The following is a 12,274-nucleotide window of genomic DNA, read 5'->3' on the forward strand; positions in this document are numbered from 1 at the left end:
GGAACATCAACAAAAAAAGCCACCGGGCTCGCGCCGCGGTGGCTTCTTCTTGCGTAAAACTTACGCGAAACTTACAGCACGGTCCGGTATTACAGCGCCGCGCGTGCGGCCGCGATGGCGGCGCGCACTTGCGCCGGCGCCGTGCCGCCGATATGGTCGCGCGCGGCGACCGAGCCTTCCAGCGTCAGCACCGAGTGCACGTCGTCGCCGATCAGCGCGGCCTTGTCGCCCAGGCCCGAGACCTCGCGCAGCTCGGCCACGGTCAGGTCGGCCAGGTCGCACTGGCGGCTGTCGCAGGCGCGCACCGCGTGGGCCACGGCTTCGTGGGCGTCGCGGAAGGGCAGGCCCTTCTTGACCAGGTAGTCGGCCAGGTCGGTGGCGGTGGCGTAGCCCTGCAGCGCGGCGGCGCGCATCGCTTCGGGCTTGACGGTGATGCCCGGCACCATGTCGGCGAAGATGCGCAGCGTGTCCACGACGGTATCGACCGTGTCGAACAGCGGCTCCTTGTCTTCCTGGTTGTCCTTGTTGTACGCCAGCGGCTGGCCCTTCATCAGCGTCAGCAGGCCGATCAGGTGGCCGTTGACGCGGCCGGTCTTGCCGCGCGCCAGCTCGGGCACGTCCGGGTTCTTCTTCTGCGGCATGATCGAGCTGCCGGTGCAGAAGCGGTCGGCGATGTCGATAAAGCCCACGCGCGGGCTCATCCACAGCACCAGTTCTTCCGAGAAGCGCGACACATGCGTCATCACCAGCGCGGCGGCGGCGCAGAATTCAATGGCAAAGTCGCGGTCCGACACGGCGTCCAGCGAGTTGCGGCACACGCCGTCGAAGCCCAGCTGCTGCGCCACGAACTCACGGTCGATCGGGTAGCTGGTGCCGGCCAGCGCAGCCGCGCCCAGCGGCAGGCGGTTGACGCGCTTGCGGCAGTCGGCCATGCGCTCGGCGTCGCGCGTGAACATCTCGTTGTAGGCCAGCAGGTGGTGGCCGAAGGTCACCGGCTGCGCCACCTGCAGGTGGGTGAAGCCGGGCAGGATGGTGTCGGCGTTCTGTTCGGCCAGGTCCAGCAGCGCGGCGCGCAGCGCGCCCAGCAGCACGATGATGTTGTCGATCTCGCTGCGCAGCCACAGGCGGATGTCGGTGGCGACCTGGTCATTGCGCGAGCGGCCGGTGTGCAGGCGCTTGCCGGCATCGCCCACCAGCGCGGTCAGGCGCGCCTCGATGTTCAGGTGGACGTCTTCCAGGTCCAGCTTCCACTCGAAGCCGCCGGCCTCGATTTCGGCCTTGATCTGCGCCATGCCGCGCTCGATCTCGGCGCGGTCGGCCTCGGCGATGATGCCCTGCTTTGCCAGCATGGCCGCATGGGCCAGCGAGCCCTGGATGTCGAACAGGGCCAAGCGCTTGTCGAAGAACACCGAGGCGGTGTAGCGCTTCACCAGGTCGGACATCGGTTCGGAGAAGCGGGCGGACCAGGCTTCGCCTTTCTTGGCAAGTTGGGAGGTGGACATGGACGTCGGCTGCAGTGGCTCGCGCGGGCAGGCGCCGGCGTATGGACGGCGGCGGGCGCGAGAAATTGGGAAACGGCGATTATATCGCCCGCCGGCCCGCTGGCGGCGCTGGCCGGCACGGCAGCGCCGATCATCAGAGCCGGCTGTGGATCACCGGCCCCTTGAACACCACCGGGCCGCTTGGCCCATCGGCATTGGGCGAGCCGCCCGGCGGCTCGATGCTGACCGCCAGCGCGGGCACCGCCGCGGGCAACCGCGCCAGCGCCAGCCGGGCTTCGGGTGCCCGGCCGATCACGCCCAGCGACTGCGGCTTGCTGCCCGCAGGCAGCGCCCACAGCTGCAATACCTGCTGGTCGCTCAGGGCCAGGTGATCCAGGCGGCGCACGATCAGGCTGCGTGCGCCGGCATCCCACGACACCAGCATCGCAGGCTGGGCACGGTCGTCGTTCAGCACGGCGACGACCTCGGCTGGCGCCGTCTGATCCTGCCGGGCCAGCTGGATGCCGATGCCGACGGCCAGTACCGCCACCATGGCCATTGCCGCCGCGGCGCCACGCCAGAAGACCGGGGCCGACCACAGGCGCTGCCACCAGCCGTCCGCGGGACGGGTGTCACGGGCCGAGCGCGTCGGCCGACTGGCCGGATCAGCCACCTTCCAGCCGAGGCGATCCTCGATCCCGCACCACACCTTGTCGACCGGCTCGGCGGCCGCCTGCAACTCAGCCACGCCCGCGAGCCGCGCCTGCCAGCGGTGGATCGCGGCGCGCACCGCGGGCTCTTCGCGCGCGAGTTGTTCCAGGCGGCGCCGTGCGCCGCCGCGCAGCACCCCCAGCGCGTACTGCGCGGCGATGCGGTCGAGCAGGTCGGGATGGCTGGCCAGCTTCATGCCGCGCCCTCCATGCAGCTGCGCAGCCGTTCCAGGCCGCGCCGGATCCAGGACTTGACCGTCCCCAGCGGCGCGCGCAGCCGGGCGGCCAGCTCGGCGTGGCTCAGGTCCTGCAGGTAGGCCAGCATGATGGCCTGGCGCTGCGGCTGCTCGAGGCGCTGCAGGCAGCGGTTGAGCGCGCGTGCCTGCTGGCTGGCATCGGCCAGTTCCGCGGGGCCGGCCGCGTCGTCGGCCAGCCATTCGCCCAGGTCTTCGTCAAGCTCGACCGTCTGCCCGACGCGTGCCGCGGTTGCCCGGCGCAGGCAGTCCAGCGCGCGGTTGCGCACGATCGCGGTCATCCAGGTCATCGGCGCGGCCAGGTGCGGCCGGTAGTCGCCGGCGTGGTGCCAGATGCTGACAAAGCTTTCCTGCACGACATCCTCCGCCCAATCACGCCTGCCAGTGATACGCAGCGCAAGGCCAAACAGTTTCGTCGCGGTGAGGTCATAGAGGCCGCGCAGCGCCTGCCGCTCGCCGATGGCCACGGCCTGGAGCAGGGCCGCAAGGCGCTCGGCGCCGGGCGGCGCGGCGTAGGTTTCGGCGGAAGGGGACACCGGAGAAGGGGGCACCGGGGCGTCTCGCGAAAGGGTGTTGCCAGATTATAGGCACGACCTTGCATCCGATTGGCCCCGGCGTGCGTATCAGGTGGCAGGCGCACGATGGCGGCCCCGGGCTGCGGGCCGCGGCGCCGTTGATCCCACATAGGAGAACACCATGGAACGCATGCACACGACTGCCGCCACGGCAGATCCGACCGATTCCCGTGACCGCATTGTGACCGCGCCCGATGCGCGCCGCCGCGGGCTACTCAAGGCGCCGGGGCTGTTCGCGCTGGGCTCGCTGGCCGTCATCAGCCTTGGCGAGTCCATGCCGGCCTGGGCGCAGACCCAGTCGGGTAGCACCAGGGACGATATCAATATTCTGAACACCGCGTTGGGGCTGGAATACCAGGCGATCGCCGCCTACCAGGTCGGCGCGGAAAGCGGCCTGCTGCAAAAGCCGGTGCTTGCCACCGCGGTCAAGTTCCAGGACCACCACAAGGCGCACGCGCAGGTGCTGGCCGGGACAGTGTCGAAGCTGGGCGGCACGCCGGTGGTGGCGAAGAAGGCGTCGGAATACACCTTCCCGACTGAAAAGCTGAAGACCCAGGCCGATGTGCTGCGTTTTGCCGCGGGACTGGAGAAGGGCGCCACCGCCGCCTACCTGGGCGTGCTGCCGAACTTCCACAACCGCGAACTGACCCGCGCCGCCGGCAGCATCCTCGGGGACGAGGCGATGCACTGGGCGGTGCTGCTGCACGCGCTGGGTGAAGATCCGGTGCCGGGGGCGTTTGTGGGGTGAGGGGGCAGACTGGCGCCATTTGAAAAAGCTGTCGCCCGATGTGGACGCGCCCCTCTCCCGCACGCGGGAGAGGGGCGCAAACCGGCAGCACTCTGACGCCAATCAGCCCGTATTGCGCAGGCCCGCCGCGACCCCGTTGATGGTCAGGTGGATGCCGCGCCGCACCCGGATGTCATCGCCATCCTTGCCCGAGCGGAAGCGCTTGAGCAGCTCGACCTGCAAGTGGTTCAGCGGGTCGAGGTAGGCAAAGCGGTTCTTGATCGAGCGCGCCAGCAGCGGGTTGTCCGCCAGCCGTTCCTGGTGGCCGGTGACCAGTGTCAGCATCTCGCAGGTCAGGTGCCATTCCTTGCTGATGCGGTTGAACACGGTGCGGCGCAGGGCCGCGTCGTCGCACAGCTGGGCGTAGCGCGAGGCCACGGCCAGGTCGGTCTTGGCCAGCACCATGTCCATGTTGGACAGCAGCGTCGAGAAGAACGGCCAGGTCTTGACCATGCGGCGCAGCGTGGTCACGGCCAGCTTGCGCGCCTTGTCGTCCGGCGCAGTGTCCAGCAGCGACTTGACCGCGCTGCCGAAGCCGTACCAGCCCGGCAGCAGCAGCCTGCACTGGCCCCACGAGAAGCCCCACGGGATTGCGCGCAGGTCTTCGATGCGGCGGTTCTTCTTGTCCATCAGCTTGCGCGAGGCCGGGCGCGAACCCAGGTTCAGGTCGGCGATCTCGGTGATCGGCGTGGTGGCGAAGAAGTAGTCCTTGAAGCCCGGGGTCTCATAGACCAGGTCGCGGTAGGCGGTGAAGGCGCGGTCCGACAATTGCTGCATGACGGCCTCGAAGGTGTCCAGCTCCCTGGGCGCGTTCTGCTGCGGCAGCAGCGAGGCTTCCAGCGTGGCCGCGACCACCGTCTCCAGGTTGCGCCGGCCGATCTCGGCGTTGGCGAACTTGCTGTTGATGATCTCGCCCTGCTCGGTCAGCCGGATCTGGCCGTTCACCGTGCCCGGCGGCTGCGACAGGATGGCCTGGTAGGTAGGGCCGCCGCCGCGGCCGACGGTGCCACCGCGGCCGTGGAACAGGCGCAGCTTGACCTGGCGCTGCTCGAACAGCTGCACCAGCGCCAGCTCGGCCTTGTACAGCTCCCAGGTGGAAGTCAGGAAGCCGCCGTCCTTGTTCGAGTCCGAGTAGCCCAGCATCACTTCCTGCTCGACGCCATGGTGCGCGATCACCGAATCGAAGCCCGGGAGGTCCAGCAGCGACTGCATGATGCCGGCGGCGTTGCGCAAGTCCTCGATGGTCTCGAACAGCGGGATCACCATCAGCTCCATGCGCGCCGGGTCGGTCTTGCTGCCCAGCGTGCCCTGCAGCATGCCGGACTCCTTCTGCAGCAGCATCACTTCGACCAGGTCCGAGAGCGTCTCAGTGTGCGAGATGATGTAGTTGCGCGCAATGCGCTTGCCATAGCGCGCGCGCAGCTCGCGCGCGGCGGCGAAGATCGCCAGTTCCTTGCGGGTCTGCTCAGAGTACTCATGCCACGGCAGCGTCAGCAGGCGCGGCTGGCGCAGTTCGGCCAGTAGCAGTTCCAGCTTGCGCGCCTCGGGCAGGGCGGCGTAGTCGGGGGCGATGCCGGCGGCGGCGAACAGCTCGGCGATGACCGCCTCGTGCACGTCCGAGACCTGGCGCATGTCGACCGATGCCAGGTGGAAGCCGAACACGCCGATGGCGCGCGCCAGCGCGTCGATGCGGCCATTGGCCAGCGCCTGGCCATGGTTGGCGCGCAGCGAGTCGACCACCACCTGCACGTCGGCGGCAAAGGCCTCGGCACTGTCATAGGGCTCGGCCGGCGCCACCGGGCGGCGCGGCACGGCGTGGCCGGTCAGCGCCTTGCTGGTTGCGGCCAGGCGCGCGTAGATGCCGATCAGCGCACGGCGGTAGGGCTCGTCGGCGCGATGCTCGGAGTGGTCGGGCGAGCGCTCGGCCAGCGCCAACAGTTCCGGGCTGGCGTCGACCATCAGCGTGGACATCGACAGCTCCGCGCCCAGCGCATGGACTTCGTCCAGGTACCAGTCGATGATCATCTGCCCCTGCTGGCTGGCGGCGTGCTCCAGCGTCTCGGCGGTGACGTTGGGGTTGCCGTCGCGGTCGCCGCCGATCCAGGAGCCCATCTGCAGGAACGGCGCCAGCGGCGCCGGCTGTGCGCCGGGGGTGCCCTTGCGCTTGCGCGTGGCCGGGAACACCGCGGCGATGTCTTCTTCCAGTTCGCTCATCAGCTGCGGAATGCCGCGCAGGAAGCAGGTGCGGTAGTACGACAGCGCATTTTCGATTTCGTCGGCCACCGTCAGGCGCGAATCGCGCAGCATGCGGGTCTGCCACAGCGTGGTGACCTTGGCGCGCAGCTGCGCGGTGTTGTGCTCGCGCTCGCGCGCGGTCATCGGCAGGTCGCGCTCGGCCAGCAGGCGGGCGATCTCGCGCTCGGCGTCGAGAATACTCTTGCGCTGGACTTCGGTCGGGTGCGCGGTCAGCACCGGCACGATCAGGGCCTCGTCCAGGAACTTGCGCAGCTGCTTGCCGGTCACGCCGGCGGCGTCGATCGCCTCCAGCGCGTGGGCCAGGCTGCCCGCCTGCGGCGGCGAGCCGGCCAGCGCGTGCACGCGGCGGCGGCGGTTGTGGTGCTGGTCCTCGGCGATATTGGCCAGGTGCGAGAAATAGCTGAACGCGCGCACGACCTGGTTGGTCTGGTCGCGCGACAGGCGCTTGAGCAGGCGGTCCAGCTCCGCGCCGGCGGCGCGGTCGTTCTCGCGGCGGAAGCGCACCGCGGTCTGTCGGATGGTTTCGACCACCTCGAAGGCTGCGTCGCCTTCCTGTTCGCGCAGGCATTCGCCCAGCAGGCGGCCCAGGAAGCGGATGTCCTCGCGCAGCGGCACGTCCTTGTCGGCGGTGCGGCGGGCGGTGGGGGCGATGGCGGTTCCGTTGCTCGACACGATGGAAAGCTTGGGCTTGGGGGAACGTTTGGTCCCGCTGCGGGTGGCGGGGCGTTTCGATTCGGTGGTGGATGCGCCGTTTGCGTCACCTTGGCCGGCGCCGAGGGCAGGGCTTTGGTCTTTCGCAGCCGGGGCGGTCCGCCGGCCGTTGGGGCGCGCAGCATGCTGCGTCATGCAATCTCCTCGTTCTGCTTCTCTAAGCTTATCTATTGGTGCGGAGGGGCTATTGGGGCGCGTGCTACCATTGGCGCATGTCGTCTGCCACCCTGTTTTCCTCTACCGCTGTCGTGTCTCGCAATCTTCCGCAAAAGCTCGTCATTGCCTCCCGAGAGAGCCGTCTGGCCCTGTGGCAGGCAGAACATGTGCGTGCTGCGTTGCAACAATACTATCCCGCGTGCGACGTGTCCATTCTTGGCATGACGACGCGCGGAGACCAGATTCTAGACCGTACGCTGTCCAAAGTCGGCGGCAAGGGTTTGTTTGTCAAAGAACTGGAGTTCGCGATGGACGAAGGCCGGGCGGACCTGGCGGTGCATTCGCTCAAGGATGTGCCGATGGAGTTGCCCGAAGGCTTCGCCCTGACCGCGGTGATGGAACGCGAGGATCCGCGCGACGCGCTGGTGTCTTCCGCCTACGCGTCGCTGGACGAGATGCCGGCCGGCACCGTGGTCGGCACCTCCAGCCTGCGCCGTGAAGCCGCGCTGCGCAGTCGCTACCCGCAACTGGTGATCAAGCCGCTGCGCGGGAACCTGGACACGCGGCTGGGCAAGCTGGATCGCGGCGAATACGGCGCCATCATCCTGGCCGCCGCCGGCCTCAAGCGCCTGGGCCTGGGCGAGCGAATCCGCGCGCTGATCCCGATCGAGGTGTCGCTGCCGGCCGCAGGCCAGGGCGCCCTCGGCATCGAGATCCCGGCGAACCGCCCTGAACTGGCGCAATGGCTGGCAACCCTGAACCACCAGCCGACGGCGCTGGCCGTGACCGCCGAGCGCGCCGTGTCGCGCATGCTGGGCGGCTCGTGCCAGGTGCCGCTGGCCGCCCATGCGCGCTGGGAAGGCGATCAGCTGAAGCTGGACGCCTTTGTCGCCTTGCCCGATGGCACGCGCGCCATCCGCGCTGCCGCGTCCGGACCGGCTGCTGACCTGGCCGCCGCCGAAGCGCTGGGCCAGGCCTGCGCGCGCGACCTGCTGGCGCAGGGTGCCGAAGCCATCCTCGCGGCACTGGCCGATTCTGGCGATCCCGCCGGCTCCCAAGCTCCTGCCTGAGGCTGCCCCATGCCCAGCCCGACCGTCGTTGTCACACGACCCGCCGGGCAGTCCCGGCAACTGACCGAGGCGCTGCAGGCCGCGGGCCTGGACGTACTCAGCTTTCCCTTGCTGGCCATCGGCCCGGCCGCTGACGACGCGCCGCTGCGCGCGGCACTGGCGCGGCTGGACACCTTTGCGCTGGTGGTCTTTGTCAGTCCCAATGCCATTACCTACGCGCTCGACGCGCTGGCCGGCGTGCAGGGCGCGTCCGTGGCCCAATGGCCGGCGCAGGTGCCGGTGGCGGTGGTCGGGCCGGCCAGCGTCGCCGCCCTGGCCGAGCGCGGCATCACGCCGCCCGCGTGCCGGGTGATTGCGCCCGCGGGCGCTGCCGCGAACGGGCAGGGCGCCGATGACATCGCGCCGGAGGCCGAAGCGCTGCGCTTTGATTCCGAGGCCCTGTGGGCCCGGCTTGATCCCGCCGCGCTGGCGGGCAAGCCGGTCCTGATCATCCGCGGCAACGGCGGGCGCGACTGGCTGGGCGACCGCCTGCGCGAGGCCGGTGCCCAGGTCGAGGCCGTCGAGGCCTACCAGCGCACGCTGCCCGAACCCAGCGCCATGCAGTGGCAGGCCGTGCGCGACAACCTGCGTCCCGGCGCGGCGCCGCATGCGTGGCTCCTAACCAGTTCTGAAGCGGTGCGCAACCTTGACGCGCTGGCACGCCAGCATCTGTCGCCTGAGGAAGACGCTGCCCTGCGGCAGGTGCAGTGCATCGCGCCGCATGCGAGAATCGCCGAACAGGCGCTGGCGCTGGGCTTCCCCCATATCCTGCGCGCCGCCCCGGGCGATGCCGGTCTGCTGGCGGCGTGCCTGCAGTGGGCCGATGCCCATGCCGGTCCGGCGCCGGCAAGCATGGCCAGCGCGGCAATCGAAGCCAGCCCGCCCAGCGCCAAAGCCGAAGCGCCGCCGGCCCCTGTGCCGGACGCAGCAGTTCCCGCAACGTCAACGAAGGTCGAACGCGTGACGCAAGAAACCACGTCCTCCTCCGCTACGCCGCCGCCCACGGCGGCCTCCGCAGCATCGGCGCAAGCCGCGCCCGCGCCGGGCCCCGCTACCCCCGGTACCCCCGCTGCTCCCAGTGCAGCCTCACGGCGGTCCGCTGCGTTGTGGGCGCTGGTCGCCGTGCTGGTGGTGGCAACGGCTGGCGGCTTCTGGTGGCTGCAGCAGCGCGTTGACCACCTGACCGGCGAGCTGGCGCGCCGCCAGCAAAGCAACGATGCGCTGGTGCAGGAGTCGCGCGTGCTGACCCGCAACGCGCAGGACACGGTCAAGGAACTGCAGGCCAAGGTCGGTGCGCTGGAGAACCAGGTCGGCGAGACCCGCGACAAGCAGGTGGCGCTGGAACAGGTCTACCAGGACCTGATGCGCAACCGCGACGACTGGGAAATCGCCGAGATCCAGCAGCTGCTGACCAGTGCCGGCCAGCAACTGCAACTGACCGGCAACGTGCAGGTGGCCCTGGCCGCGCTGCAAAGCGCCGACGCCCGCCTGGCGCGCGCCGACAAGCCGCAATACAACCTGCTGCGCCGCGCGATCGCGCGCGACGTCGCGCGCATGAAGGCGGTGCCCGACACCGACCTGACCGGCGCCGCAATCAAGCTGGACGAGGCCATCAACCAGGTCGACGCACTGCCGCTGCTGTCCAGCGAACGCATGCTGGAACGCAGCGAGGCCGACGCCCGCAAGGGTGCCGCCGCCAACGGTGCCAGCGCACCGGCCGCCGCCAACGGCGCGGGCCCGGGCTGGTTCACGCGCCTGTGGGACTACCTGCGCGAGGAACTGGCGCAGGTGGTCCGCATCCGCAAGGTCGACGACGCCGAGGCGCTGCTGCTGTCTGGCGACCAAGGCTGGTTCCTGCGCGAGAACGTCAAGCTGCGCCTGCTCAATGCGCGCCTGGCATTGCTGTCGCGCAACGAACCCGTGTTCCGCAATGACCTGGCCGCCGCGCAGGCGATGATCAGCCGCTATTTCGATACCAAGTCGCGCCGGGTGCAGGGGGTGCTGACGCTGCTGCGGCAGGCGCAGGCGGGGGCGGTCACGGTGCAGCTGCCGACCATGTCCGAAAGCCTGGGCGCGCTGCATGCCCTGAAGAAGGAGTAAGCCCATGCGCCTTCTGTTCTGGGTTGCGGTCCTGTTTGGCGGCGCCGTCGGGCTGGCCCTGTTCACGCAGTTCAACCACAGCAATGTGGTGCTGTTCTATCCGCCGTACCGCGTCGAGTTGTCGCTGAACCTGGCGCTGGCCTTGCTGCTGCTGCTGTTCTTCGTGGTGTGGACGGTGATGTCCACCGTCCGCCATCTGGCCGACATGCCGCGCCGCGCCGCCGCCTACCGCGAGCGCAGCCGCATGAGCAAGGCACAGGCGGCGCTGCGCGAGTCGATCGAAAACCTGTTTGCCGGCCGCTTCGCCCGCGCCGAGCGCGCCGCGCGCGAGGCGCAGTCCTGGGACGACCAGGCCCAGACCGCCGCGCTGATCGGCGCCCGCGCCGCGCACCGGATGCAGGAAACCGAGCGGCGCGACGCCTGGATGTCGCAGGTCACCGACCCCGAGCGCGAGCAGGCACGGCTGGTGTCGATGGCCGAGTTGCTGGTCGATGCTCGTGACGCCGACGGCGCGCTGGAAACCATCGCCCAGCTGCAGTCGCAGGGCGCGCGCCAGATTCACGTGCAGCGCATCGCGTTGCGCGCGCACCAGCACCTGAAGAACTGGACCGAGGTGCTGCGCCTGGCGCGCTCGCTGGAAAAGCGCAACGCGCTGCATCCGGTGCTGGCGCTGCGGCTCAAGCAGATGGCCGTCGAAGCCATGCTGGACGAGCGCCGCCACGACGCCGACGCGCTGTCTGAGTTCTGGCGCTCGCTGTCCGCCGACGAGCGCCGCGCCACCCGCATCGCCGAGCCCGCCGCACGCTACTTCGCTGCGCTGGGCCGGCAGAACGAGGCCCGCCGCATCATCGAAGACGCGCTCAAGGTCAACTGGGACAGCCGCCTGGTGCTGCGCTATGCAGATTGCGCCGTTCCCGGCCACGCGCTGCCGCAGATCCAGCAGGCCGAGAAATGGCTGGCGGCGCATCCCGCCGACGCCGACCTCTACTACACGCTGGGCGTGCTATGCCTGGGCGAGAAGCTGTGGGGCAAGGCCCAGTCCAGCTTCGAGCGCGCGCTGAAATATGCCGAGCCCGACCAGCAGCGCCGCCTGCGCGTGCGCACGCACCTGGCGCTGGCGCGGCTCTTCGAGGAAACCGAGCGCTTCGACGACGCGCAGCGGCATTATCGCGAAAGCGCGATGCTGGCGGCCTGAGGATTTCAGGCGCTCGCGAACTCTCCGCTGGCAACGCCTGCATACTGACGGTTTGATCTCCTCTCCCGTTTGCGGGAGAGGGAACACACAAACGGATGCCCAGAGCTCCGTGGCGCTTGTCATCCCGAGCCATCAACCATCCTTACGTACTTTCCATTCCATGACACTCGACCGCATCCTCCAATCCCAGGGCTTTGGCACGCGCCGGTACTGCGGCGACCTGATCGCCGCCGGGCTGGTCGAAGTCAACGGCGAACTGTGCGAAGACCCGCGCGCACAGTTTGAAGTCGACGGCCTGCGGCTCACCGTAGACGGCGAGGAATGGCTGGCCTGCACCAAGGCCTACCTGATGCTGAACAAGCCCACCGGCTATGAGTGCTCGCAGCGTCCGCGCCATCATCCCAGCGTCTACAACCTGCTGCCGGTGCCGCTGCGCCAGCGCGAGGTGCAGGCCGTGGGGCGGCTGGACCACGACACCACCGGGCTGCTGCTGCTGACCGACGATGGCCAGTTCATCCACGCCCAGACCTCGCCCAAGCGCAAGGTGCCCAAGATCTATGAAGTGACGACTGCCGAGCCGGTCACGCCGGAGCAGGCCCAAGCGCTGTGCAGTGGCGTGCAGCTGCTCGACGAACCGGCACCGATCGCGGCAGAAGCGTGTGAGATCACCGGCGAACGCAGCCTGCGGCTGACCCTGGTGCAAGGCAAGTACCATCAGGTCAAGCGCATGGTGGCGGCGGCAGGCAACCATGTCAGCGCGCTGCATCGCAGCGCCATTGGCGGCCTGCAGCTCGATCCGGCCCTGGCCGAAGGCGAGTGGCGCTGGCTGACGGCGCAAGAGCTGGCCGCGCTGACCGGCAAGGATTGAGCCAAACGGCAACACCAGACCGTGGCCGGGCGCTCATTGCTGCACTGCAGCGTCCGCCAATCTTTTCCGGAA

General features: G+C 69.4%; 9 protein-coding genes. 5 read left to right on the forward strand and 4 right to left on the reverse strand.

Translation table 11 applies throughout. From position 1 onward, the window contains the following. Positions 1 to 89: 89 nt before the first annotated feature. The 3 genes from argH to AC3WL8_RS02825 form a co-directional block, all read right to left on the reverse strand. Positions 90 to 1,502: an argininosuccinate lyase gene (gene argH, locus AC3WL8_RS02815; protein ID WP_013957762.1), complete on the reverse strand. Its 1,413-nt coding sequence runs from the start codon at positions 1,500 to 1,502 to the stop codon at positions 90 to 92. 133 nt (positions 1,503 to 1,635) lie between these two features. Further along, positions 1,636 to 2,388: an anti-sigma factor gene (locus tag AC3WL8_RS02820; RefSeq protein WP_153955896.1), complete on the reverse strand. Its 753-nt coding sequence runs from the start codon at positions 2,386 to 2,388 to the stop codon at positions 1,636 to 1,638. Next, on the reverse strand, positions 2,385 to 2,981 hold the full coding sequence (locus AC3WL8_RS02825) for a sigma-70 family RNA polymerase sigma factor (RefSeq protein WP_051591421.1): 597 nt from the start codon (positions 2,979 to 2,981) through the stop codon (positions 2,385 to 2,387). The genes AC3WL8_RS02820 and AC3WL8_RS02825 overlap by 4 nt, the downstream gene beginning before the upstream one ends. A gap of 160 nt (positions 2,982 to 3,141) precedes the next feature. On the opposite strand from AC3WL8_RS02825, the gene AC3WL8_RS02830 reads away from it, so the two are divergent. Continuing rightward, positions 3,142 to 3,768, forward strand: a complete 627-nt coding sequence (locus tag AC3WL8_RS02830) for a ferritin-like domain-containing protein (RefSeq protein WP_492377834.1) — start codon at positions 3,142 to 3,144, stop codon at positions 3,766 to 3,768. A 102-nt stretch (positions 3,769 to 3,870) separates the two neighbouring features. Here the strand turns inward: AC3WL8_RS02830 and ppc are convergent, their stop codons facing one another. Beyond that, positions 3,871 to 6,909 carry a phosphoenolpyruvate carboxylase gene (ppc, locus tag AC3WL8_RS02835; protein ID WP_492377835.1) on the reverse strand — a complete coding sequence of 1,013 codons (3,039 nt, stop codon included), beginning with the start codon at positions 6,907 to 6,909 and terminating at the stop codon, positions 3,871 to 3,873. Positions 6,910 to 6,986: 77 nt separating this feature from the next. On the opposite strand from ppc, the gene hemC reads away from it, so the two are divergent. From hemC to AC3WL8_RS02855, 4 genes are all read left to right on the forward strand, one after another. Then, the gene (gene hemC, locus AC3WL8_RS02840; RefSeq protein WP_492377836.1) at positions 6,987 to 8,000 is read left to right on the forward strand and encodes a hydroxymethylbilane synthase; all 1,014 of its coding nucleotides are present in this window, start codon (positions 6,987 to 6,989) and stop codon (positions 7,998 to 8,000) included. A gap of 9 nt (positions 8,001 to 8,009) precedes the next feature. Continuing rightward, positions 8,010 to 10,139 carry a fused uroporphyrinogen-III synthase HemD/membrane protein HemX gene (gene hemDX, locus AC3WL8_RS02845; RefSeq protein ID WP_492377837.1) on the forward strand — a complete coding sequence of 710 codons (2,130 nt, stop codon included), beginning with the start codon at positions 8,010 to 8,012 and terminating at the stop codon, positions 10,137 to 10,139. Between the two features lie 4 nt (positions 10,140 to 10,143). After that, positions 10,144 to 11,334, forward strand: coding sequence for a heme biosynthesis protein HemY (locus tag AC3WL8_RS02850; RefSeq protein ID WP_013957755.1), 1,191 nt, complete (start codon positions 10,144 to 10,146; stop codon positions 11,332 to 11,334). 160 nt (positions 11,335 to 11,494) lie between these two features. Then, on the forward strand, positions 11,495 to 12,202 hold the full coding sequence (locus AC3WL8_RS02855; RefSeq protein WP_211980155.1) for a pseudouridine synthase: 708 nt from the start codon (positions 11,495 to 11,497) through the stop codon (positions 12,200 to 12,202). Positions 12,203 to 12,274 lie beyond the last annotated feature (72 nt).

The sequence above is a fragment of the Cupriavidus sp. FW305-F7 genome (assembly GCF_058782875.1).

Bases quoted from the DNA above. Each gene is read 5' to 3' on its own strand.
- argH (WP_013957762.1), bottom strand. From the start codon at position 1,502: ATGTCCACCTCCCAACTTGCCAAGAAAGGCGAAGCCTGGTCCGCCCGC.
- AC3WL8_RS02820 (WP_153955896.1), bottom strand. From the start codon at position 2,388: ATGAAGCTGGCCAGCCATCCCGACCTGCTCGACCGCATCGCCGCGCAG.
- AC3WL8_RS02830 (WP_492377834.1), top strand. From the start codon at position 3,142: ATGGAACGCATGCACACGACTGCCGCCACGGCAGATCCGACCGATTCC.
- ppc (WP_492377835.1), bottom strand. From the start codon at position 6,909: ATGACGCAGCATGCTGCGCGCCCCAACGGCCGGCGGACCGCCCCGGCT.
- hemC (WP_492377836.1), top strand. From the start codon at position 6,987: ATGTCGTCTGCCACCCTGTTTTCCTCTACCGCTGTCGTGTCTCGCAAT.
- hemDX (WP_492377837.1), top strand. From the start codon at position 8,010: ATGCCCAGCCCGACCGTCGTTGTCACACGACCCGCCGGGCAGTCCCGG.
- AC3WL8_RS02850 (WP_013957755.1), top strand. From the start codon at position 10,144: ATGCGCCTTCTGTTCTGGGTTGCGGTCCTGTTTGGCGGCGCCGTCGGG.
- AC3WL8_RS02855 (WP_211980155.1), top strand. From the start codon at position 11,495: ATGACACTCGACCGCATCCTCCAATCCCAGGGCTTTGGCACGCGCCGG.